Source organism: Streptomyces triticirhizae (genome assembly GCF_003696235.1).
GTDB lineage: Bacteria > Actinomycetota > Actinomycetes > Streptomycetales > Streptomycetaceae > Streptomyces > Streptomyces triticirhizae.
Genome location: NZ_RFFJ01000002.1, coordinates 61,859 through 85,168, shown reverse-complemented (window position 1 = coordinate 85,168; position 23,310 = coordinate 61,859). Strand labels below are relative to the sequence as shown.

Annotated in this window: 19 protein-coding genes and 1 pseudogene; 12 read left to right on the top strand and 8 right to left on the bottom strand. The window is 73.1% G+C overall.

Annotation, left to right across the window (positions count from 1 at the left end; all coding sequences use genetic code 11):
* The first annotated feature begins 28 nt into the window (after positions 1 to 28).
* The 5 genes from EBN88_RS00980 to EBN88_RS00960 all read left to right on the top strand — a co-directional run bounded on the left by EBN88_RS00980 (position 29) and on the right by EBN88_RS00960 (position 5,465).
* Positions 29 to 1,447, top strand: coding sequence for a lytic transglycosylase domain-containing protein (locus tag EBN88_RS00980; RefSeq protein ID WP_233580360.1), 1,419 nt, complete (start codon positions 29 to 31; stop codon positions 1,445 to 1,447).
* A gap of 346 nt (positions 1,448 to 1,793) precedes the next feature.
* Positions 1,794 to 3,305 (top strand): 30S ribosomal protein S1, encoded by a 1,512-nt coding sequence (rpsA, locus tag EBN88_RS00975; protein ID WP_122181838.1) that lies wholly within the window; start codon positions 1,794 to 1,796, stop codon positions 3,303 to 3,305.
* A gap of 178 nt (positions 3,306 to 3,483) precedes the next feature.
* Positions 3,484 to 4,431: a proteasome assembly chaperone family protein gene (locus EBN88_RS00970; RefSeq protein WP_122181837.1), complete on the top strand. Its 948-nt coding sequence runs from the start codon at positions 3,484 to 3,486 to the stop codon at positions 4,429 to 4,431.
* Positions 4,432 to 4,446: 15 nt separating this feature from the next.
* Entirely contained in the window at positions 4,447 to 5,049 is a 603-nt protein-coding gene (gene coaE, locus EBN88_RS00965; protein ID WP_122181836.1) for a dephospho-CoA kinase, read from the top strand.
* A gap of 62 nt (positions 5,050 to 5,111) precedes the next feature.
* Positions 5,112 to 5,465, top strand: a complete 354-nt coding sequence (locus EBN88_RS00960; RefSeq protein ID WP_122181835.1) for a hypothetical protein — start codon at positions 5,112 to 5,114, stop codon at positions 5,463 to 5,465.
* A 64-nt stretch (positions 5,466 to 5,529) separates the two neighbouring features.
* On the opposite strand, the gene EBN88_RS00955 is transcribed toward EBN88_RS00960, so the two are convergent.
* Together EBN88_RS00955 and EBN88_RS00950 are read right to left on the bottom strand one after the other, a co-directional pair.
* A complete protein-coding gene (locus EBN88_RS00955) occupies positions 5,530 to 6,774 on the bottom strand; it encodes an FUSC family protein (RefSeq protein ID WP_122181834.1) in 1,245 nt (414 codons plus the stop codon).
* A 143-nt stretch (positions 6,775 to 6,917) separates the two neighbouring features.
* Complete coding sequence (locus EBN88_RS00950; protein WP_122181833.1) at positions 6,918 to 7,151, bottom strand: hypothetical protein; 234 nt, start codon at positions 7,149 to 7,151, stop codon at positions 6,918 to 6,920.
* A gap of 156 nt (positions 7,152 to 7,307) precedes the next feature.
* On the opposite strand from EBN88_RS00950, the gene EBN88_RS00945 reads away from it, so the two are divergent.
* From EBN88_RS00945 to EBN88_RS00920, 6 genes are all read left to right on the top strand, one after another.
* Complete coding sequence (locus tag EBN88_RS00945; RefSeq protein WP_122181832.1) at positions 7,308 to 7,952, top strand: nucleoside/nucleotide kinase family protein; 645 nt, start codon at positions 7,308 to 7,310, stop codon at positions 7,950 to 7,952.
* A gap of 111 nt (positions 7,953 to 8,063) precedes the next feature.
* Complete coding sequence (locus tag EBN88_RS00940) at positions 8,064 to 8,504, top strand: DUF6224 family protein (protein ID WP_122181831.1); 441 nt, start codon at positions 8,064 to 8,066, stop codon at positions 8,502 to 8,504.
* A gap of 117 nt (positions 8,505 to 8,621) precedes the next feature.
* Positions 8,622 to 9,071 (top strand): type II toxin-antitoxin system PemK/MazF family toxin, encoded by a 450-nt coding sequence (locus EBN88_RS00935; RefSeq protein WP_122181830.1) that lies wholly within the window; start codon positions 8,622 to 8,624, stop codon positions 9,069 to 9,071.
* Between the two features lie 40 nt (positions 9,072 to 9,111).
* Entirely contained in the window at positions 9,112 to 10,665 is a 1,554-nt protein-coding gene (locus tag EBN88_RS00930) for a 3'-5' exonuclease (RefSeq protein WP_122181829.1), read from the top strand.
* Between the two features lie 94 nt (positions 10,666 to 10,759).
* A complete protein-coding gene (locus EBN88_RS00925) occupies positions 10,760 to 11,500 on the top strand; it encodes a PIG-L deacetylase family protein (protein ID WP_233580359.1) in 741 nt (246 codons plus the stop codon).
* Positions 11,501 to 11,935: 435 nt separating this feature from the next.
* Entirely contained in the window at positions 11,936 to 12,631 is a 696-nt protein-coding gene (locus EBN88_RS00920) for a M23 family metallopeptidase (protein ID WP_122181828.1), read from the top strand.
* A 71-nt stretch (positions 12,632 to 12,702) separates the two neighbouring features.
* Here the strand turns inward: EBN88_RS00920 and EBN88_RS00915 are convergent, their stop codons facing one another.
* The 5 genes and pseudogenes from EBN88_RS00915 to EBN88_RS00895 form a co-directional block, all read right to left on the bottom strand.
* Positions 12,703 to 13,335 carry a hypothetical protein gene (locus EBN88_RS00915; RefSeq protein ID WP_122181827.1) on the bottom strand — a complete coding sequence of 211 codons (633 nt, stop codon included), beginning with the start codon at positions 13,333 to 13,335 and terminating at the stop codon, positions 12,703 to 12,705.
* A gap of 176 nt (positions 13,336 to 13,511) precedes the next feature.
* Positions 13,512 to 14,429 carry an RNA polymerase sigma-70 factor gene (locus tag EBN88_RS00910; protein WP_122181826.1) on the bottom strand — a complete coding sequence of 306 codons (918 nt, stop codon included), beginning with the start codon at positions 14,427 to 14,429 and terminating at the stop codon, positions 13,512 to 13,514.
* Positions 14,430 to 14,475: 46 nt separating this feature from the next.
* Entirely contained in the window at positions 14,476 to 15,675 is a 1,200-nt protein-coding gene (locus tag EBN88_RS00905; RefSeq protein WP_122181825.1) for an NAD(P)/FAD-dependent oxidoreductase, read from the bottom strand.
* 107 nt (positions 15,676 to 15,782) lie between these two features.
* Positions 15,783 to 16,328 (bottom strand): annotated as a pseudogene (locus EBN88_RS00900) (methylated-DNA--[protein]-cysteine S-methyltransferase).
* A gap of 130 nt (positions 16,329 to 16,458) precedes the next feature.
* Positions 16,459 to 17,397, bottom strand: a complete 939-nt coding sequence (locus tag EBN88_RS00895; protein WP_122181824.1) for a glycerophosphodiester phosphodiesterase — start codon at positions 17,395 to 17,397, stop codon at positions 16,459 to 16,461.
* Between the two features lie 162 nt (positions 17,398 to 17,559).
* Here EBN88_RS00895 and uvrB point away from each other — a divergent pair, with 162 nt between their 5' ends.
* Complete coding sequence (gene uvrB / locus EBN88_RS00890; RefSeq protein WP_122181823.1) at positions 17,560 to 19,695, top strand: excinuclease ABC subunit UvrB; 2,136 nt, start codon at positions 17,560 to 17,562, stop codon at positions 19,693 to 19,695.
* Positions 19,696 to 19,817: 122 nt separating this feature from the next.
* On the opposite strand, the gene EBN88_RS00885 is transcribed toward uvrB, so the two are convergent.
* A complete protein-coding gene (locus EBN88_RS00885) occupies positions 19,818 to 23,252 on the bottom strand; it encodes a phosphodiester glycosidase family protein (protein WP_233580358.1) in 3,435 nt (1,144 codons plus the stop codon).
* Positions 23,253 to 23,310: the final 58 nt, after the last annotated feature.

Genomic DNA, 23,310 nt, shown 5'->3' with positions numbered 1-23,310 from the left:
GGGAGTGCGTCAACGAGGGGAAGCACGCGTGGGGTTGCGCATCAGCAGGATTCGCAGGGGCGTCTCGGGCTCGGCGGTCGCCGCCGCCGCGATGGCGGCGCTGACGGCCTCTCAGGCATCCGACGTCTTCAGCCAGGACAGCTCGCCGCCGCCCGAGCCGGCCGAGCGCTCCTCGGCCGAGGAGCCGGCGGATGAGCCGAGCCAGGCGCCCGTCGAGCTGCCCTACCACACCGACCTGCCGCCGCTGGACGGCGTCGAGCCGGACGAGGACCGCGAGAACGGCCAGGGCGGCGGCGGCCCGCTGCCCGACGAGGCCGGCATCCCCGCCACCGTGCTCGACGCCTACCGCGCGGCCGCCGCCCGGCTGGCCGAGACCGACCCCGGCTGCCGGCTGGACTGGGAGGTGCTGGCCGCCATCGGCAAGGTCGAGTCCGGCCACGCCAGGGGCGGCGACGTCACCGCTGACGGCACCACGGTCAGCCCCATCCTGGGCCCGGTGCTCAACGGCGACGGCTTCGCGCACATCGCCGACACCGACGGCGGGACCCACGACGGCGACGCCCGGTACGACCGCGCGGTCGGCCCGATGCAGTTCATCCCCTCGACCTGGGCCAGCTGGGGCGTCGACGGCAACGGCGACGGCACCGCCGACCCGAACAACGTCTATGACGCGGCCCTGGCAGCGGGGCTCTACCTCTGCGCCAACGACCGGGACCTGTCGAACTCGGACGACCTCGACCAGGCCCTGCTCAGCTACAACCGCTCCTGGGACTACGTCCGCACGGTCCGCTCCTGGCTGGACTACTACCGGAACGGCGCCCACGAGGTGCCCGACGGCGAGGGCAGCCTCCCCGGCAGCCCCGGCCCGGGGAACCCGGACGACTCCGGCCGCCCCGACGAGCGCCCCGACCGGGGCGAGCCCCGCCCCCAGCGGCCGGGGCAGCGGGACGAGACCGCCCCCCGCCCGCCGGCCGAGTCCGGCGGCGAGGTCCGCCCGACGGACCCCGACGAGGAGCGTCCCGACGAGCCGGACGAGCCCGACGAGCCGGACGAGCCGGACGAGCCCGACGAGCCGGAGGAGCCGGGTGGCGAGGACCCCGACGAGCCGGGCGAGCCGCAGTGCCCCGAGGACCCGGAGGACCCGGAGGGCCCGGAGGACCCGGAGGAGCGGCCGGCTGAGCCCGGCGAGCCAGGCGAGGACGACGACACCGGGACGCCCGACGAGCCGGACCAGCCCGGCGAAGGCGATGAGGGCGAGCCGGGCGATGACGAGGAGGAGCCGGGCGAGGGCGAGGAGTGCCCCGACCCCGACGACCCGCAGGACCCCGACAACCCAGACAACCCTGACGAGCCCGGCGAGGGCGACGAGGACGGGACCGACGAGTCCGACGCGGACGGCGCGCCGCAACAGGCCGCGCCCGCCGTGGCGACCCGCCGCGCACTGTGATCGTCCGGCCGCCACGCCGTGATCGGCGTGGCGGCCCTCTCCGGGGGTACGGGGGCCGGGTGAAAAGCGCCAGGTTTGGCCCAATAGCGCCCCTCGTGGGGCGAACCGCGCATTGACCCTGATCGGATGCCCCCGTATGCTATAAGACGCGCTGCGGGCTTGCGCGCCTCGGACGGAGCAGGTCGCGCTCGCATCTGTTGTATGTCCCCTCGGTTGGCGAGGCGCGTTTTTCCGGTTCTTCGGGATTGGGAGTCGCGCTTCTCAGGCTGTCCGGCTGCGGCAGTGCGATATTGGTCTTCGGCGTAGCAGTGCCTACCAATATGTCCGTACCGGAGCCCTTTACCACATGACGAGCAGCACCGAGACCACCGCGACCACCCCGCAGGTTGCGGTCAACGACATCGGTTCCGAGGAAGCCTTCCTCGCCGCGATCGACGAGACGATCAAGTACTTCAACGACGGCGACATCGTCGACGGCGTCATCGTGAAGGTCGACCGGGACGAGGTCCTGCTCGACATCGGCTACAAGACCGAGGGAGTCATTCCCTCGCGCGAGCTGTCGATCAAGCACGACGTGGACCCCAACGAGGTTGTCGCTGTCGGCGATGAGATCGAGGCCCTGGTTCTCCAGAAGGAGGACAAGGAAGGCCGTCTCATCCTCTCCAAGAAGCGCGCCCAGTACGAGCGCGCCTGGGGCACCATCGAGAAGATCAAGGACGAGGACGGCATCGTCACCGGTACCGTCATCGAGGTCGTCAAGGGCGGCCTCATCCTCGACATCGGCCTCCGGGGCTTCCTCCCGGCCTCCCTGGTGGAGATGCGCCGGGTCAGGGACCTCCAGCCGTACGTCGGCAAGGAGCTCGAAGCCAAGATCATCGAGCTGGACAAGAACCGCAACAACGTGGTTCTCTCCCGCCGCGCCTGGCTGGAGCAGACCCAGAGCGAGGTCCGCCAGACCTTCCTCACCACCCTCCAGAAGGGCCAGGTGCGCTCCGGCGTCGTCTCCTCGATCGTCAACTTCGGCGCCTTCGTCGACCTGGGCGGCGTGGACGGCCTGGTGCACGTCTCCGAGCTGTCCTGGAAGCACATCGACCACCCCTCCGAGGTGGTCGAGGTCGGCCAGGAGGTCACCGTCGAGGTGCTCGACGTCGACATGGACCGCGAGCGCGTCTCCCTGTCGCTGAAGGCCACCCAGGAAGACCCGTGGCAGCAGTTCGCCAGGACCCACCAGATCGGCCAGGTCGTTCCCGGCAAGGTCACCAAGCTGGTGCCGTTCGGCGCGTTCGTCCGGGTCGACGAGGGCATCGAGGGCCTGGTCCACATCTCCGAGCTGGCCGAGCGCCACGTGGAGATCCCGGAGCAGGTCGTCCAGGTCAACGACGAGATCTTCGTCAAGGTCATCGACATCGACCTGGAGCGTCGTCGGATCAGCCTTTCGCTGAAGCAGGCCAACGAGAACTTCGGGCCCGACCCGATGGTGGTCGAGTTCGACCCGACCCTCTACGGCATGGCCGCGTCCTACGACGACCAGGGCAACTACATCTACCCCGAGGGCTTCGACCCGGAGGCGAACGACTGGCTGCCCGGCTTCGACAAGCAGCGCGAGGAGTGGGAGCGCCAGTACGCGGAGGCGCAGCAGCGCTTCGAGCAGCACCAGGCGCAGGTCATCAAGTCCCGCGAGGCGGACGCCCAGGCCGAGGCCGAGGCGGCCGGCGGCGGTGGCGGCGGTGCCCAGCAGTCGGGCGGCGGTTCCGGCGGCGGCTCGTACTCCTCCAGCCCGTCGGAGGACTCCGGTGCCCTGGCGTCGGACGAGGCGCTCGCCGCGCTTCGGGAGAAGCTGGCCGGCGGCCAGAGCTGACCCAGCCGTCGCGGGTGTGAGACATCCGCGCCCGAGGGCCCGTTTCCTTGAGGAGACGGGCCCTCGGCGTCTTCCGGGCCCGGCCGCCCTACGCTGGGGTCCCGCCGCGTGCGGAATGCCGTGGCGGGCGCGGGCGTTGAGACGGCAGACGCGAGACAGCGGAAGGGGAGCGGGTACGGTGCGTGATCCGCAGGAGTTGTACGCATGGGAGCCCGACGGGATCGCCCGGGTCGAGGAGGCCGTCGGCGGGCCCGACAGCGCGGGCCCGGTGCTGATCTACCACTTCGACGGTTTCATCGACGCGGGCGACACCGGCGGACAGCTGATCGAGCAGCTGTTGGACCAGTCGACCGAGTGGGTGGCCAGTTTTGACCATGACCGGCTGGTGGACTACCGGGCCAGACGACCGACTATGGCCTTCCGGCGTGACCGGTGGACGGCCTTCGAACAGCCCGGCATCAGGCTTCGGCTGGTGAGGGACGCGACGCACCAGCCGTTCCTCGTCCTCTCGGGCCCCGAGCCCGATGTGGAGTGGGAGGGCTTCGCGGCCGCCGTTCGCCAGATCGTGGAGCGGCTGCGGGTGCGGCTTTCGGTCAACTTCCATGGCATTCCCATGGGCGTGCCGCACACCAGGCCGGTGGGGCTGACCCCGCACGGGAACCGCGCCGAGCTGGTGCCGGTGCGGCGTTCGCTCTTCGAGGAGGCGCAGGTTCCGGGGAGCGCGGCGGCGCTGGTGGAGCTGCGGCTTGAGCAGGGTGGGCACGACGTGCTCGGCGTGGCGGCCCATGTGCCGCACTACATCGCGCGGTCCCGTTACCCGGACGCCGCCCTGGTGGTGCTGGAGGCGGTCACCGCCGCCACCGGTCTGGTGCTGCCCGACGCGGTGCACACGCTGCGGGTGCGGGCGTTGAAGACGCAGGACGAGATCGAGCGCGAGCTGGCCGAGGGCGAGTCCGACCTGGTGGCCGTGGTGCGCGGGCTTGAGCAGCAGTACGACGCGGTCGCCGGCTCCGCGACCCGGGGCAATCTGGTGGCCGAGCCGGTGGAGTTGCCGTCGGCCGACGAGTTGGGCGAGGTCTTCGAGCGCTTCCTGGCGGAGCGCGAGGACGGCGACGGGCAGCCGTAGCGGTAGCCTGCCGCCATGGTGGCTGTGGGCCTGACCGGCGGGATCGGTGCCGGCAAGAGTGAGGCGGCGCGGGCGCTCGCGCGCCGGGGCGCGGTGATCGTGGACTCGGACGTCATCGCGCGGGAGGTGGTGGCGCCGGGCACGCCGGGACTCGCGGCCGTGGTCGCCGAGTTCGGCGAGGAGGTGCTGGCCGCCGACGGGTCGTTGGACCGCGAGCGGCTGGGGCGGCTGGTCTTCGCCGACGCCGGGCGCCGCAGGGCGCTCAACGGGATCGTGCACCCGCTGGTGGCGCGCCGCTCGGCCGAGTTGCAGCGGGCGGCGGGCCCGAAGGCGGTGGTGGTGCACGACGTTCCGCTGCTCGCCGAGGAGCGGCTCTCGCACCGCTATCGCGCGGTGATCGTGGTGGACGCCTCGGACGAGACCCGGCTGGCGCGGCTGACCGGGGCGCGCGGGATGAGCGAGGTGGACGCCAGGGCCCGGATGGGCGCCCAGGCCGGCCGGGAGGAACGGCTGGCGATCGCGGACTTCGTGCTCGACAACGACGGAACGCTGGAGGAACTCGACGCCCAGGTCGAGGAGTTGTGGCCCCGGCTGGTGGAGCTGGCCGAGGAGGGCTGAGGCTCCGGCGGGCGCGGCGAACCCGTGGCGGCGCCGGCGTTCGGGGCGCTACCGTGGGTGTTATGGAGCTTCAGTCCGCCATCGCCCTGGTCACCGCAGCCGCCGGCAGCGTCGCCAACGAGGCCGGGCGTCATGCCTGGGAGTCGCTGCTGTCCCTCACCCGTCGCATCACCGGCCGGGCCGATCCCGACCCGGACGACACGAAGTCGGTGCGGGTGCTGGTGGGGGAGATCAGGGATCGGGCCGAGGCGGACAAGGAGTTCGCCGACCAGCTGCGCGACTGGGCGCGCACCCACAAGCCGGCGCTGGACGCCCAGCAGAGCACCGTGAACAACGTGATCGCGGGGGAGGCCCAGGTCACCGGGCCGGTGGTCCAGGCGCAGAACATCACGGGGCCGGTCACCTTCGGTTCCTGACGCCGCGACGGGGCCGCCCGGATCGGACGGGGCTTCGCGGCTCGCCGGGCCCGGCGGCGCCGCGTCAGCCGGTCCGCTCGGGCTTCAGGCGAGCCTTGGCGCGGGAGCGGAGCCGCCGCAGCCGGCGGCGGATGCGGTGCAGGCGCGGGTTCTGCTCGCGTTCCTCGCGGGAGACCCGGTCCAGTTCCCTGGCCAGGTTGGCGGAGCGCCGTTCGGTGTCCAGCTCGTCCAGCAGCCGGTCCACCTCGGCGAGCATCGAGCCGTGCCACTGCCACTGTTTGGGGTGCTCCCGCACGCGGGTCAGCAGGAGTTGGGCGACGTGTTCGCGGCTGATCCTGGCCGCGTCGAGTTCGACCTCAAGAAACGCCTCGGCCTCGTCGGCGGTGCTGCTGACCTGACTGGTGATCAGCGTCGCGAAGCTGTCCACCGCGCCCGCGAGGTTGCTGAGCAGTTCCCGCACGGCGGGCGCCACGTCCTCGGGGAAGAGCGGCTGGTCGCCGCGCCTGGCGGCGAGGTCGGTCAGGTTGCGGGAGAGGGTGCGCAGGATCACCGCGCAGACCTCCAGGGTGTCGAGGCCGGTGCGCAGCACGATTCTGGTGAGCACCGGCTCCTTGGCCCTCGGGTTGAAGCGCAGGCTCTCCTCGGCCTGGGTCAGGGAGGCGTCCACCTGGGCCACGTCGTGGTCGAGCTGGCGGGCCTCCTCCAGCTTGTCGGAGAGCTTGGGGAGCCTGGGTTCCCGCTCGTCGGCCTCCTCGCTGAGCCGCACGAGGAGTTGACGCATCCGCCGGGCCTGTTCCTCGATGTCGTCGCCGGCCGAGCGCACCCAGACGGGCGGGATGAAGACCAGGTTGAACAGCAGCCCGACCACCGCGCCGATCACCGTCTCCACGACCCGGTCCAGGGCGGTCGCGGCGACCTGGGTCACGCCGAGCACCAGCATGGCGCTGATCGCGACCTCGGGGACGAACTCGCTGACCCGCACCAGGTGACCGACCGTCAGCGCGGCCAGGATCAGCAGCCCGAGGCTCCACCAGGTGAGGCCGACCACGGCGCTGAAGGCGGAGGCCAGCAGCACGCCGGTGACCACCGCGTTGACCCGGCGCACGCCGGTGGTGATGGTGGCGTAGAGGGTGACCTGCACGACCAGGAGCGCGGTGAGGGGGGCCAGCAGGGGCGCGGTGACGTCCGTGAGCCGGAGCGCGGCCAGGTAGGCGAGGGTCGCGGCGGCGGAGGACCGGAGGGTCTGGACCACCACGGGCTCGCCACGCCGCTTGGCGAGATCGATGATCTGCTCGGAGACATCCGGCATATATCTCCCCTTTCGCTCCCTGTGGTGTTTTTCGGGTAACACCTGACAAGAAGATGTCATCTGCCGGCTCCGAGGGAGCGAATCCCGGGGAGATCTGCGCGTCCCGGCTCGTGCGGGGGCGCGGGGAGCGGGGGCCGGCCGGCTCAGGAGGCGGTCGTCAGCCGCATCAGGGTGAGCATCTCGTTCTGCAACTCGGCCGTGAAGGGCTCGTCCTCCGCGCCGTGGCGCGGCACCAGCGGAACGCCCAGTCGGCCGCCGCCGGTCAGCCAGGCGTTGAAGGTGCGCATCAGCAGAATGAACTGCGCGGCCGGTAACCGGGCGCGTAGCGCCTCCACATAGGGGACGAGCTGCGTGGGTTCGGTGGCGTTGTGGCTCATGGATCTATCGTGCGGTGCCGGGCGCGCGGAGGGAAGAACGCGCCCACCTCGGAGAACGGGCGCCGGTCCGGCCGTCGTCCGCGCTCCGGCGGGGGCCGGTCCGCGCTCCAGCCGGGCCCGTCCGCGCCCCCGCCGGGCCTCGACGATGATGGGGGGATGCGACTGGAGGCGATCACCTGGGAGAAGCTGGCCGCCGCCCTCGCCGAGGGGGTGCTCGCCCCGGAGGTCGAGCCCGGGACATGGCGGCGGATGCTGCTCGACGGGGCCCCGGCGGCCGGCGGCGAACGGCTGGCCCACGCCGTCGCTGAGGAGCTGCGGGTGCGGGGCCGCTCGGCGCTCGTGGTGGACGCGGCCGGCTTTCTGCGCGCGGCCTCGCTGCGGTACGAGTTCGGCCGGCAGGACCCGGACTCCTACCGGGAGTCCTGGCTGGACGTCGGTGCGCTCTGGCGGGAGGTGCTGACGCCGCTGGACCCCGGCGGCAGCGGGCGGGTGCTGCCCGATCTGTGGGACGCGGAGCGGGACCGGGCCACCCGCAGCCCGTATGTCGAACTCCCGCCGGGCGGTGTGCTGTTGCTCCATGGCACCTTTCTGCTGGGGCGATGGTTTCCCGCCGATCTGACGGTCCATCTCGACCTCTCCGAGGGCGCGCTGGCGCGGCGCACCCCGGCGGAGGAGCGGTGGACGTTGCCCGCCTTCGCCCGGTACGCGGCGGAGGAGGAGCCGTTGCGGGCCGCCGACGTGGTGGTGCGGATGGACCATCCCGACCGCCCGGCGTGGAGCGGGCCGCGCCGGGACGGCTGACCGGGCCTCGTCCCCCGGGGCGGGAAGTCGACCGAACGGGCCCGTCCCCGCGCGCGAGCTGACACACTGGGTGCTCGTACCGTCAGCGCACAGTAAGCAGGGAGTTGACGCGTGGACGACGCCGTCAGGCCGTACACCAGGGACGAAGTGCTGCACGCCGTGGCGCTGATCAAGGCCCATCTGGCCGAGGACGAGGAGGCGGTGCGGGCGCTCCAGGACGAGTCGGACGAGAGCGCGCGCCAGTGCGCCCGCTCCATGTTCGCGTTGGCGCACCTCATCGTCTTCGGGCAGGTCATCCCCGACATGTGGGTGGTGCGGCGGAAGGTCGACTTCGGCGACACCGGCCGGGTGCCCGAACTCAACCTGGCCATCCATGTGTTGAAGCGGATGGAGGAGCGCGTCGCGCTCGCCCATGTCCATCCGGTGGTGGGCGCGCTCTCGGCGGGCGACGTGATGGACCTGATCGTGCAGTGCACCGGCACCGCGATGGCCGACGTGCCACGCTTCCTCGACGGCATCCGGGAACGCGTGCTGCGTTCGATGGAGCCCTGAGCCCCAGGGCCGTCACCTCCCCTCTCAACTCCCCTGTCACCGGCCGGGGTTCGACCGTTCCCCACGCTAAGGCCCGCCACTGACAACGGAGGTGGACGGCGGCGATACCGTGTGCCCATGGATCGCACCCAGGCAGACGAGATACATGGTCGTTATGGAGCCACCGCCACCGTCGAGGTGGAGCCACGCCGCATAGGGCGCGTGCGCACCGAGTACGCGCCGGAGCCCGACGGCGATCCGGACCCCGGGGAGATCGTCTGGACCTGGGTGCCCTACGAGGAGCGGGACGGCCGGGGCAAGGACCGGCCGGTGCTGGTGGTGGCGCGCGAGGCGGACCGGGAGACCCTGCTGGCCGTGCAGTTGACGAGCCGGGACCGGGACCGCGACGACGAGTGGCTGCCGCTCGGCTCCGGGCCGTGGGACCGCACGGGCCGCGACTCCTGGGTGCATCTGGAGCGCGTGTTGCGTGTCCACCCGGACGGGATGCGCCGGGAGGCGTGCGCGCTTGACCGCGCGCGGTTCAACCGCGTCGTGCACAACCTCCAGGCGCGCCACGGCTGGCGCTGAGCGCGCCCGCCCGCGTTCCCCTCCGCCCTTCGGAACACCGATGCAGACCGACATACCGGACCCGCTCGACGCCCCCGGTTCCCCCGCCGCCCCCGGCACCGGCGGCGTCTCCCGTTCCCCTTTCCGCTCACTACCGGCCGCGCCGGCCCACCCGTTGACCGGTCACCGCTATGTGGTGCTCGACTGCGAGACCACCGGCTTCGAGCCCGAGCGCGGCGACCGGATGGTCTCGCTCGCGCTCGTCACCGTCGTCGACGGCCGGGTCACCGACCGCTGGACCAGCCTGCTCGACCCGGGACGGGACACCGGACCCGTCCACATCCACGGGATCACCAAGGCCCAGAGCACCACGGCGCCGCGCTTCGTCGAGGTGCTGCCCGCGATCCTCGACCGGCTCGACGGCGCGGTCCTCGTGGCCCACAACGTCGGCTTCGACCTGCGCTTCCTCGTCATGGAGCTGGAGCTGGCCGGCGCCGGGCCCGTTCCCGAGACCAGCCTCGACACCCTCACCCTGGCCCGCCGCTATCTCCCGGAGCTGGCCAACCACCGGCTGACCACCTGCGTCGCCTCGTTGGGCCTGCCGCACCGGGCGCACCGCGCCGACTCCGACGCCGAGGTCACCGCCGCGCTGCTGCTCGAACTCCTCGACCGCGCCGCCGCCGACGGGCACACCGACCTGGACGGGCTCGCCGAGCCGAGCGCCGAGGTGCTGCGTCGCGAGCGCCGCAGGCGCGCCCGCTGCGACGCCGAGACCCCGGGGCTGAGCCGGGCGCACCGCGGCGCCCACGAGGTGATCGCGGCCTGGCGCGACGGGGTCGCCGCCTGGCGCGCGGCGCTGGCCACCCTCCAGGAGGAGGGCTGCCCCGAGGCCGGACGGCTGTGGGGCTGGTTCGGCGGAACGCTCACGTCCCCGACCGCCGCCTTCGGCCGGCCGCGCCCCGAGTGGGCGCGGGAGGCGCTGCGGACCGCGCTCAACCTGCTGCTCGCCGACCCCGAGACCCGCAGGGACGACGTGGCCCAGCCCGTGACCTGGCTGGCCGCGCTCGACCAGGGGGCAGAGAGCCCGGACCATCTGCTGGGCCTCTTCCCCGAGACGGCGGCCGCCATCGCCGCCCTGCCGGACTGCGGTCGGTGCTGGTCCTGCGTGACCCTCGGCCTGTGCGCCACCGGCAGCGCGGGGGCCGCCCTGGTCTCGCACTACGGCGCCGACCCGGCCTGGGTCGACGAGCTGTCCGCCGCGCTTCCGCTGCTGCGCGCCGCCGGGGACCTCGCGGCCCTGGGGCGCGCGGCCCGGTACGCGGGGCAGGGAATGGAGCGGCGGGGGCGCGTGGCCGAGGCGATGCGCCTGTGGCAGTGGGCGGTGGACGAGGGGGTGCGCGACCCGGTGGTCTTCAACCGGCTCTCCCTCGGCCACGAGCGCCTCGGCGAGGACCGCGCCGCGCTGACCGTCTGCGAGCGTGGGCTGAGCCACCGCCGCGACGAGGGGGCCCGCGCCGTCTGGGAGACGCTGACCCGGCGCGCCGAGCGCTGCCGGAGGCGGCTCGCCGGGCTTCCGGTGCCGACCGTTCCCGAGCCGGAGGCGCCGGACGGATGATCCACGGCCTAGGGTCGGTGTCCCCGGCCCGCCGCATCGCGCCAAGCCGAGTGCCGGGACCTGTTTCCGGCTTCCGCTCCGACCCGAGGAGACCGTGGTGACCGACCAGCTGCCCCCGATGCCCCTGGACTGGCGACGCGCCCTGGCCATCGTGGCTCACCCGGACGACCTGGAGTACGGCGCCTCCGGGGCCGTCGCCGAGTGGACCGAGAGCGGGCGCGAGGTCGCGTATGTGCTGGTCACCAGGGGCGAGGCCGGCATCGACGGCATCCCGCCCGAGGAGTCGGCCCGGGTGCGGGAGGCCGAGCAGCGGGCCAGCGCGGCGGCCGTCGGGGTGCGGACGGTGGAGTTCCTCGACCACCGCGACGGGGTCGTCGAGCCCGGTCTCGCGCTCCGCGCCGACCTGGCGGCGGCCGTCCGCCGGCACCGGCCCGAACTGCTGATCACCCTCAACCACCACGACACCTGGGGCGGCACCGCCTGGAACACCCCCGACCACCGCACCGTGGGGCGTGCCGTGCTGGACGCGGCGGGGGACGCCGGGAACCGCTGGATCTTCCCCGACCAGCTGGGCGAGGGCGGCCTCGAACCCTGGGACGGGGTCCGCTGGGTGGCCGTGGCGGCCTCGCCCCGGCCCACCCATGCCCAGCCGCTGAGCGAGGCCGCCCTGGAGCGGGGCATCGCCTCGCTGGTCGAGCACGGCGCCTATGTCACCGGCCTCGGCGAGCCCGACCCGGCCGCCTACGCTCGGGAGCTGCTGACGGGCGCCGTCGACGCGGCGGCCCCGCGCTTCGGCGGCCGGCGCTGCACCACGTTCGAGGTCTTCCCCCGCTGAGACGGTCCGGGCCACCGGGCCCCAGACGGGTTCCCGGGGGCCTTTCCGAGCCCTTCTCGACGCCCTCGCGGTGAGGCCCGACACATCCCTTTCGGCGCCTACGACCGCGATTAGGAGAGGAAAGGGACCAAGGTCCCGGGACTTTTGTCATCCCACGCCGGGAATTTCGTCCGGCGCGCCGACCGACTTCCGGACGGTCCGGGAAAAGCGCAGGTGAGCGGCGGTGGCATCGCCGCATCGGGCGCGGAAGCGTGCCCGGGGGAGGCCTTTCCGCATTCCGTGAAGGGAGCGTCCAGGGCCTTTGTTCCCGCCCTTCTCGCTACGGGATCGGATAGTAAGAGGGGGTCTTGTGCCGGGGTGAATTGCCCGTTATCAATGAGATTCGCCCGGTCGCTTTCGGTCGGGATGTCCCCGAATCGCAGAGGTTGTTCTTCCATGCTGAACACCACCACGACCACCACCCTGAACCGCGCCCCCAAGTCGCTCCGTGCCCGTGCCGCCGCCGCCGTGGTGGCCGGCGTGTGCGCCACGGTCGCCCTGTCCGGTGCGGCTGTGGCGGCCGAGGGCGGGAGCAGCACCCAGGCCGACGTGTTCGCCTCGCACTCCACCGCCGAACTCGCCGAGACCACCCATGGCCAGGCCCAGCACGCGGCAACCGCGTCGAGCCAGGAGGCCAAGGACAGCAAGGCCGACGACAGGCCGAAGGCCGAGGACTGGGTCTCGCCGATCGCGGGCGACTACGAGCTGTCGGCGACGTATGGCAACAGCGGTGACCGGTGGGCGAGCAAGCACAGTGGTCAGGACTTCGCGGTGCCGAACGGTACCGAGGTGAACGCGGTGCACGAGGGCACCGTGGTCAAGGCCGGTGGCAACGGCGCCGGTGACGGTCCCGCCTACGGCAACGCCGTGGTGATCGACCATGGTGACGGCACCTTCACCCAGTACGCGCACCTGTCCAAGGTCGAGGTGGCCGTGGGTGACGAGGTGGACACCGGTGAGGAGATCGCGCTGTCGGGTAACACCGGTAACAGCAGCGGCCCGCACCTCCACTTCGAGGTCCGCACCACCGCCGACTACGGCTCGGCCATCGACCCGATGAAGTTCCTGCGTGACCAGGACGCGGACGTGTGAGTCGGTCGACCGCCGGTTGACCTCCGGGTCGACCTCCCGACCGCCCCCCGGACGACCCCGGCGCGGCCCCGCTAGCGGGGCCCGCCGACCGGGTCACCCTCCCCGGCGGCGGCCCGCCTGGCGGCACACTCCCCACGGAGCGCCGGGTAGGCCGCCGCTATCGCGTCCCAGCACCGCCCGGTGAGCAGCCGCCGCCCCTCGGCCCGGCTCTCACCGGGCGGCAGCGCGTTCAGCAGCTCCTCGTGCGGCGCCAGCCGGTCCAGCAGCCAGCGCACCTCCCAGTGCGCCAGCTCGGCCGGCGTCAGCTCCGCGGCCGTGACCGCCCGGGGCCGGTGCCCCCAGGAGCGCGCCGCCCGGCCCGCGTCCCACAGGTTGCGGTGCGCCACCGCCCGCTCCGCCAGCTCCGCCTCGGAGAGCCGGGGGAGGCTCAGCTCCGCCGCCCGGATCGCGGCCAGCCCCTCGGCCCTCCTCCTGGCCTGCGCCTCGCGCTGCGCGCTGGCCCGCCGCCGACGCAGCCGGAGGGCGGCGACGAACTCGGGCAGCCGCTCCGTCTCCCTGACCCGGTCGCTCAGATACAGCTCGACCGGGCTGGTGCGGTCGGGCTCGCCGAGGAAGGAGCGCACCAGCAGCGGCGTCCAGCCCCTGGCCCGCAGGGCCTCCAGGGAGCAGTAGGTGATCGCCGGCCGATCCTGGGACAGCGTCATCGTCGCCTCCTTGCCCTGGGTCCCGGCCGCCCCGGGCGCCCGGGACGGCAGCGGCTCGCGCGCCGTCGCGGGCCGCCCGGACCGTCAGTATCGGCGGGAGTGACGGTGATCGCCTCCGCGCCCAAGCCGGAACGGCACCCGCGCGGGGGCCCGTGGGGCGCGGCGAACGCCCCCGCTCACCGCAGGGTCAGCGGGGTCTCGGAGGAGAGGCGGGAGAGCTTCTCCGGATTCCTGACGTAGTACAGCCCGGTGATGCGGGCCTTCTCGACGCGGATCGCCAGCACACCGTCGATCTCGCCGTCCAGGCGAACGATCAGCGCCGGATTGCCGTTGACCAGCGTCGGCTCGCCGCTGGCCGCGCTGCCGACCTTGGCCAGGCCGCCGAAGAGCAGGCGGGCCACCTTGTCGGCGCCGGCGATCGGCCGGGGCGCGGCCCGCCGGACCCCGCCGCCGTCGCCCACCAGCACGACGTCGGGCGCGAGCACGTCGAGCACGCCCTGGAGGTCGCCGGTCTCGAACGCCCGCCGGAACGACTCCAGCGCGGCCCGGGTCTCCGCGGCCGAGGCCGTCTCGCGGGGACGGCGGGCGTCGACATGCCGCCGCGCGCGGTGCGCGATCTGGCGCACCGCCGCCGGCGTCCTGTCGACGGCGCGCGCGATCTCCTCGTAGCTCACCTCGAAGACCTCGCGCAGCACGAAGACCGCCCGCTCGGTCGGCGCGAGCGTCTCCAGCACGTGCAGGAGCGCCATCGACAGGCTCTCGGCGAGTTCGACGTCCTGCGCCACGTCGGGGGCGGTGAGCAGCGGCTCGGGCAGCCAGGAGCCCACATACGACTCCTTGCGGCGCTTCAGGGCGCGCAGCCAGTTGAGCGACTGCCGGGTGGTGATCCGGACCAGGTAGGCGCGCTGGTCGCGCACCCGGTCCAGGTCGACCCCGGACCAGCGCAGCCAGGTCTCCTGGAGAACGTCCTCCGCGTCGGCCGCCGATCCGAGGATCTCGTAGGCGACGGTGAACAGCAGGTTGCGATGGGCGAGGAACGCCTCGGTCGCCGGGTCCGACGCGTTCCCCGCGCCGCGCTCCGTGGGCTCGCTCACGTTCCCCGCCCTCTCTTCCTCTCGATCGGGGTTCACGGACCCGCGCTCAGGCCGCGCGGCCGCTGCCCGTCGGGGCGCCCTCGCCCTGGGCGCGCAGCAGTTGCTGGCGCTTGCCGTCCTTGACCCATATGTCGCGCGCCCCCGGCTTGCGGCCCTCGTGCGCGAGCTGCTTGACGGTGCTCGCGCACACGAACTCCTTGAGTTTCGCCCCCGGGCGGCCCCCGAGGTGGAGCCGGAGCGCGACGTCGTTCCGGTGCGCGAACTGGAAGATCCCGGCGCGACGCCCCAGGCTGAGGCACTGGCCGGCGAATCCGACGGCGACATCCGCCGGCTCCTCGCCCGCGATCCGGCTGAGCACCGTCTCGGCGGCCTGCGGGCCCAGCTGGACGGCCGACTGGCAGCCCATCCGGAACGGCAGGTCCGAGGGGGCCGCCGAGTCGCCGGCCGCCACGATCCGGTCGTCGTCCACGCTGGTCAGCGTCTCGTTGGTGATCAGGCGCCCCAGCTCGTCGGTGGTCAGCCCGCTGCGGGCGGCCAGGTCCGGCACGCCGAACCCCGTGGTCCAGACGGTCACCTCGCTGGGCAGCTCCCGGCCGTCGTCGAGCCGCACCGCGTCCCGCGTCACGGCCCGCACCACGGTGCCGGGGCCGTCGAGCACCGTCACGCCCAGCCGGGACAGCTGCCGGGCGACCGAGCGGCGGCCCTTCGGGTGCAGATAGGGGCCGAGGACCCCGCCACAGACCAGGGTCACGGCCCGGCCCTCCTCCGCCAGCTCGGCGGCGGTCTCGATGCCGGCCGGGCCGGCCCCGACCACCGTCAGCGCGGCCGTCGTCGGCAGCCCATCGACAACCTGCCGCAGCCGCTGCGCCTCCTCCAGGCCGGCGACCGGGTAGGCGAACTCGGCCGCGCCCGGCACCCCCGACCCGGTGCTGCCGCTGCCCACCGCGTAGACCAGGTAGTCGTAGCGGACGGGGCTCCCGGCCACCAGCGTCAGCTCGCGCGCCGCCGCGTCGATGCGCTCCACGCTGTCCACCAACAGCCGGACGCGGGCGTTGAGCAGCTTGGGGTAGTCGACCACCGCGTCGTGGCTACCGCCGACGACCTGGTGCAGGCGGATGCGTTCCACGAAGGTCGGGCGTGGGTTGATCAGGGTCACGGTCACGTCGTCGCGCCGCGTCAGGCGGTTCGCCGCCATGACGCCCGCGTACCCGCCGCCGATGACGACGACCTCGGTGTTCTCGGCCATGGTGTCTCCTCCGTTGCCAGGGGTCGTAATGAAGACACCGGGCCTTCGGCCGCTGTGACACGAGGCGGCTCGCGTGTGAGCCGGATCACCCAGGGAGGATGCGGGGATCAGAAGAGCGGGCTGGGCAACACCCCCTCCAGGGCCAGCAGTTGGCGCTTGGTCTCCAGGCCGCCGCCGAGGCCGCCTATGCCCCCGTCGGAGGTCACCACCCGGTGGCAGGGCACGACCACCGGCAGGGGATTGGCCCCATCGCCGCGCCCACCGCCTGGGCGGCCCCCGGCTCGCCGACCCGGCGCGCCAGGTCCTGGTACGAGACGACGGTGCCCAGGGGGCACGCCGGTGGCCAGCTCCCGCAGGACCCGCTCGGTGAAGCCGGACGCCAACGACCAGTCCAGCGCCAGCTCGAAGGCGCGCAGCCGCCCCGCGAAGTAGGCCGCCAGCTGGCCGGCGGCCTCCGTCAGCAGCGGGTGTCCGGCCTCCGCCGGCACCGGCCGCACGCCCAGCCCCCTGGCCAGGGCGGACAGTGCGGACCGCACCCGGCGCGCGTCGGCGTGGAAGACCACCCGGACCAGCCCGAGCCCCGTCGCGGCCAGCAGCAGCGGCCCGATCGGGGTCCGCTCCACGGACCAGACGCAGTCCTTCTCCTCACTCATGCCGGGCAGCTTAGGGCGCCCCACTGACAACGCACCGGCCGTCGCCCGTTCCGCCGTCCCCTCGCAGGTCAGCGGCCCGGGCCCGGCACGCGGCTCCGGCCCGGGCCCGGCAGGCGGGCGCCGCGTTCGTTCAGTCCCGCAGCGCCGCCCGCACCACGTCGGGGACGTCGGAGATGATGCCGTCCACGCCCAGCTCGGCGACCCGGTTGGCCAGCTCGCCGTCGTTGACCGTCCAGGTGTAGACCTTCAACGGCCGGCCGTGCGGCCCGCGCACCGACTGGACGCTCGCCACGTACTCCTCGGTGAGGTCGGCGTGCCGGGGGTTGATCTGGTCGGCGAACTCCGCGTACTCCGGGATCTCCTCGACCGGCGGGGTCCCCAGGAAGCCGGTCTCCACCCGGGGCGCCAGCTCGTGGACGGTGCGCACCGAGTCGGCGTTGAAGCTCTGGAGCACCACCCGCTGCCCCGGGTACCACTCGCGGAGCCAGCCCCGCTCGCCCAACTCGTCCAGGATCTCCGCCTCGATGCCCGGGTACAACTCGGGGGACTTCAGCTCCAGCAGCAGCCGCTGCCGGTTGTCGCCCAGTTCGTCGAGGAACTCGGTCAGCGTCGGCACCGGCTCGCCCGCGAACTCCTCGCCGAACCAACTGCCCGCGTCCAGCCGGGAGATCTCCTCGGCGGTGAAGTCCGCCACCCGCCAGGGCGCACGGTCGGGGAAGACCTCCTCCACGTTGGTCGTCCGGGCCAGGGTGGTGTCGTGCATCAGCACCAACTCGCCGTCCCTGGTGCGCTGCACGTCGGTCTCGACCCAGGTGGTGCGGGTCTCGGCGGCGGCCTCGGCGGCCGCCACGGTGTTCTCCGGCGCGTAGCCCGAGGCGCCCCGGTGGGCCACCAGCAGCGGGCCGCGCTCGGGCCATCCCGCCGTGACCGCCGCCGTCCGCACGCCGCCGGTCGAGGCGGCCTCGGCGCTGCTGGGGGAGGTGCTGCCGGGCAGCGAGGTCACCGGCACCACGGTGAGGGCGATGGCGCCGAGAAGCCAACCGGGCCAGCCGGCGGTGACGTTGCTCATGAGGAACTCCTCGCATCCGTGTGGGGAACGCGGGGAGCTTGCCCGCCCGGGGGAAACCTTCGGGTGCGCGAACGGTGACTGTCAGTTGAACAGCGTGAGACCTCGGGGGGCGACATTTCGGCGGCGCGTCGGTTGTCAGTGGGGGGTCGTACGGTGGGGTACATGCGGCCCGTCTCAGATATCCCACGCACCTCGACCCCCTTCGAGGTGGTCAGCCCCTACCAGCCCAGCGGCGACCAGCCGGCGGCCATCGCCGAGCTGGAGAAGCGCGTCAGGGGCGGTGAGAAGGACGTCGTCCTGCTCGGCGCCACCGGCACCGGCAAGTCGGCGACCACGGCCTGGATGATCGAGCGGCTGCAACGCCCCACCCTGGTGATCGCGCCGAACAAGACGCTGGCGGCCCAGCTGGCCAACGAGTTCCGCGAGCTGCTGCCGAACAACGCGGTCGAGTACTTCGTCTCGTACTACGACTACTACCAGCCTGAGGCGTACGTCCCGCAGACGGACACCTACATCGAGAAGGACTCCTCGATCAACGAGGAGGTCGAGCGGCTGCGGCACAGCGCGACCAACTCGCTGCTCACCCGGCGCGACGTGGTGGTCGTGGCGTCCGTCTCCTGCATCTACGGCCTGGGCACCCCGCAGGAGTACGTGGACCGCATGGTGCCGCTGCGGGTCGGCGAGGAGATCGACCGGGACGCCCTGCTGCGTCGCTTTGTCGACATCCAGTACGCGCGCAACGACGTGGCGTTCACCCGGGGCACCTTCCGCGTCCGGGGCGACACCATCGAGATCTTCCCGGTCTACGAGGAACTGGCCGTCCGGATCGAGATGTTCGGCGACGAGATCGAGGCGCTCTCCACGCTCCATCCGATCACCGGTGAGGTCATCTCGACCGAGGACCACCTCTATGTCTTCCCCGCCTCGCACTATGTCGCGGGACCCGAGCGGATGGAGCGGGCCATCGCCGGGATAGAGGCCGAGCTGGCGGAGCGGCTGGAGACCCTGGAGCGGCAGGGCAAGCTGCTGGAGGCCCAGCGGCTGCGGATGCGCACCACCTACGACATCGAGATGATGCGCCAGATCGGCAGCTGCGCCGGCATCGAGAACTACTCGCTGCACATCGACGGCCGCGAGACCGGCTCCCCGCCGTACACCCTGCTCGACTACTTCCCGGACGACTTCCTGCTGGTCATCGACGAGTCGCACAACACGGTCCCGCAGATCGGCGCGATGTACGAGGGCGACGCCTCGCGCAAGCGCACCCTGATCGACCACGGCTTCCGGCTGCCCTCCGCGCTGGACAACCGGCCGCTGCGCTGGGAGGAGTTCCTGGAGCGGATCGGGCAGACGGTCTATCTCTCGGCCACCCCCGGCTCCTACGAGCTGTCGCGCGGCGACGGCGTGGTGGAGCAGATCATCCGGCCGACCGGCCTGGTCGACCCGGAGGTCGTGGTCAAGCCGACCGAGGGCCAGATCGACGACCTGGTGCACGAGATCCGGCTGCGCGCCGAGCGCGACGAGCGCGTCCTGGTCACCACGCTCACCAAGAAGATGGCCGAGGACCTCACCGACTACTTCCTGGAGCTGGGCATCCGCGTCCGCTATCTCCACAGCGACGTGGACACCCTGCGCCGGGTGGAGCTGCTCCGCGAGCTGCGGGCCGGCGAGTTCGACGTGCTGGTCGGGATCAACCTGCTGCGGGAGGGCCTCGACCTGCCCGAGGTGTCGCTGGTCGCCATTCTCGACGCGGACAAGGAGGGCTTCCTGCGCTCCGGCACCTCGCTGATCCAGACCATCGGCCGGGCCGCGCGGAACGTCTCGGGCCAGGTTCACATGTACGCGGACCGGATGACCCCGGCGATGGAGCGCGCCATCGACGAGACCAACCGGCGGCGGGCCAGGCAGCTCGCCTACAACAAGGAGCGCGGCATCGACCCGCAGCCGCTGCGGAAGAAGATCAACGACATCGTGGCCGCCATCGCCCGCGAGGAGGTCGACACCCAGCAGCTGCTGGGCACCGGCTTCCGGGTCGAGGCCGGCCGGGGCAAGGCCCCGGTGCCCAGCGTGCCGTCCGGCGGCGGCAAGGGCGCCGGTGCCGGTGCGGGCAGGGGGAAGCAGACCGGGGAGCTGACCGACCGCCCGGCGGCCGAACTGGCCGAGACCATCGAGCAGCTCACCGAGCGGATGCGGGCGGCGGCGGCGGAGCTTCAGTTCGAGATCGCGGCCCGGCTGCGGGACGAGGTCTCCGAGATGAAGCGGGAGCTGCGGCAGATGAAGGAGGTCGGCCTGAGCTGAGCCGCGCCGCCGTCGTCGCCGTCCCAGTCACGGGGAGTGTGAAGCGGCGGCGCGGCCGGGGGCGGGATCGGCGCCCCGCCCCCGGCCGTGTTCTCACCGGTTCTCCCGGTCCTTCGACACCGTCAGCGGCGGGTGATCTCCACCGTGGCCCGGCTGGTCTCCCCGTTGACCGTCACCTCCAGGGTGACCTCGCCCGGGCGTAGCCCGGTCAGTTCGCCGGTGGCCGGGTCGAAGGCGGCCACCGCCCGGGGGCCGGCCTCGTCCGCCGGCCCCAGGTGAAGGCCGCGCGAGCCGGACCAGTCGGCGCTGACCAGCGGCCCGACGGGCACCTCGCGGGGGCCGCCCGCGCCGTCCTGGGTCACCACGGCGGCCGCCTCACCGGTGCCGCGCACCGGCAGGGAGTCGGGCGCGGTCAACGCCAGACCGTCGACGCGGGCCATGGTGCGCACCGAGAGCCAGTCGGGTCCTGGACGCTCCGGCGACCGCCGGACCTCGGCCTGCTCCGAGCGCGAGACCGGGTCCACCCCGACCAGGGACCAGCCGTTGAAGCCGCCCACCTCGGGCACGGTCGCCGGCTCCTTGCCGGCGTTGCCATTGATCACAAACGGCACGCCGTCCAGTCGATAGGTGTCAAAGATCCCCACGTGCGCGCCGAGATAGACCACACCCTTGCCGCTGCGCTGGCGGAACTCGGTCAACCACCGCTCCAGCAGCGCCGCCTCCCAGCGGTCGGTGAGCTGGCTGGCGGGCTGGGCCATGGTGTCCCTGGGCGGCACATGGCCGACCACCACCACCGAGGTGATCGACCGGTCCTCGGCCGCGTCGTCCAACTGGGCGCGCAGCTCCCGGATCTGGGCGAAGCCGCCGCCCCGCAGGGTCAACGCCGAGGTGTCCAGGGTGAGGAAACGCGTTCCCCGGTGATCGAAGGTCAGCTGCGGATCGCCGAACTCACCGCGGAAGTTGTCGATCGAGCCGCCCATCACCTCGTGGTTGCCCGGCACGTAGTACCAGGGCAGGTCGTCGCCCAGCTCCTCCTCGATCACCGTTCGGGCGAACGCCAGGTCCTCCGGCGCCCCCTCGTCCACCAGGTCCCCGTTGATCAGCACGAAGTCCGGGTCGGCGGCCCTGGCCTCGCGCAGGCTCCGCCGGGCCGAGGCGACCAGCTCGCTCTCCGGGGCCCGCGCCACGAACTGCGCGTCCGAGACCACGGCGAAGCGCCACTCCCGCCCGTCGGTCCCGGCGGCCGTGTCGATCAACGGCTCGGCGCCGCGCGGCCGTTCGGGCAGCTCCACCTCGGGCGGCGTCAACGCGCGCAGCTCGTCGATGACCACCTCGCTGACGTAGCTCTGGTCCGGCCGGGTCTCCGCCAGATAGAACCGGTGCACCGACACCGGATAGGCCGTGCCCTGCGGCACCTCGAACGTCAGCTGCCGCCACCCCTCGAAGTCGAGGTGCTCGGCCCGCAGCACCTGGTCGGTGCCCCGGGCGTCCCGCAGCTGGAGCGAGGGCCAGGCGCCCCGACCGTCGCCGCGCACCCACAGGGTGAACCGCGCGGGCTGGCCCGGGACTTCGAGGGCGGCGGGGGGATGGACATAGGCCGCCCTGGTCGCGGTGGACAGCGAGAAGTCGTAGGACAGCCGCAGCCCCGCCCCCTCCCGGCCCTCCGGCTCGGGCGCCACCGAGCCGTCGGCCCTGGCGTGGTCGAAGGTCCACTCGTCGGCGTCCGAGAAGTCGGCGACGGCGGTGTCGTCCAGGCCCACCGTGACGGCCAGTTGAGTGGTGACCTCCCCGACCGAGACCGTCACCAGCCCGGACGCCGACTCATGCTCCCCGGCGGTGACCGTGAACCCGCCGCCGGCCGCGTCCGGTTCGACGGTGAACAGCGACGCGTCGTAGTCGAGCCGCACGTCCGTCGGCTCGATCGGCGCCGAGGTGCCCGCCGCGTCCACCCCCAGGACGCCGAACGTGCCGACGGCCCCCGGGCCGGCCAGCCCCAGCCGTCGGGTGCTGGTCGAGATCTCCGTCAACTCGCCGACGACGGTCAGTTCGGTCGTCCCCTCGGCGCGCCGTTCCTGGGCGCTGACCTCGACCGTTCCCGGAGCGCCGGCCCGGAAGACGCCGTCGCGCACGGTGCCGACCCGGGCCCGGTCGGAGTGCCAGCGCGGCCTCGCCTCGGCCGGGCCATAGGTCTCGTCATGGCCGATGGCCGTCAACTCCCTGGTCAGGCCGGGGAAGACCCGTTCGGGGTGCCCGCCGGCCACCGGGTCGGCCGTGGGCGCCAGCGCCGGGTCGGCGACCGTGGCCACGCGCAGCCCGGACAGCTCGCCGCTGCCGGTCGGGGTGGTGATGGCCAGCCCGTTGGGCACCTCGCGCTCCGCGCCGTCCGAGGGGCTGTTGACCAACTCGGGCCCGGCCGCGCCGGGAAGCCTGGCCAGCAGGGTGCTGGAGCCGCCGCCGTCGAGGTTGAGCGCGTTGTGGGCGCCGAGGTCGGCCATCATCACGGCCAGCTCGGTCAGCGTGGTGCCGCCGGAGTGGGCCTGCCGCCCCTCCACGCTCAGCACGAACATCCGCTGCCCGTCGCGGGAGAAGCCGACGGCGGTGCGCGGCGCTGTCGGGTTGTTGGGCAGGCCCTCCCAGTTCTGCGGCTCGCCGTCCACCACCAGCAGGCCGCGCCCGCCCACCGCCGTGCGCGGCAGCTCGGAGCCGTCGTCGGTGACCGGCGCGTACTCCAGCGACACCGGGTCGCCCACCCGGAGGCCGTCCAGGGCCAACGCCCCGCGCTCCCGGCCCAGCAGCACCGTGGTGTCCTCGGGGATCGGTCCGCTGCCCGGCTTGTCGGAGACCGAGGCGACCTCGCCGTCGCTGATCACCACCTCGGTGGTCTCCCCGGCGTCGGCCACCACCAGCGCTCGGTCCGCCTCGCCCCAGCCCGGGGTGAAGACCCCGACGCCGCCCGGCGGAACATCCGGGCTGTTGAGGCCGGCCAGGTCGACCGCGCCGTCCGGCAGGGTGGCCGTGCCGTCGAAGTAGAGGTCGAGGATGCGGCCAGCGCCGTCCGGGGAGATCCCGACGGCCGAGGTGGCGCCGCCGGACGAGCCGTGCACCAGCTCGCCCTCGGAGATCCCGGGGCCCAGCGGGGCGTTGGTCGCGTTGATGTCGAAGAAGTCGGCGTTGATGGCCGCCACCGTGGTCCGGCCCTCGCCCGGGTCGTGGTCGGCGACCAGATCGCTCAACGGCGCCGCGTCGGCGACGTGTTCGGGGGCGAGGTAGTCGACGCGCAGATCGGCGTCGAGGTCGAGGGTGAGCGCGTGGGCGCTCAACCACTTGTCGGACTCCAGACGGTGATAGCTGGTCAGCTCGGCGCCCGGGGCGAGCGGTTGCTCGGTCCGGGTCAGCTCAAGACCGTCGCGGTCCACGATCCCGGTGGGGAGCGCGGGGGCGAGCGAGGCGGCTGGCGGGGGCGGCGGAGCGGCGTTCGCCGGCGAGACCAGCCCGCTGGTCAGGGCGAACGCGGCTCCGGCCGCGATCAGTGAAGGTGCGCGAAGTGATCGACGCACCGCGAATCCTGGCAAGGGAACTCCCTCAAGAACGCGTGCCTGGTGGCGCGGGTGTGCG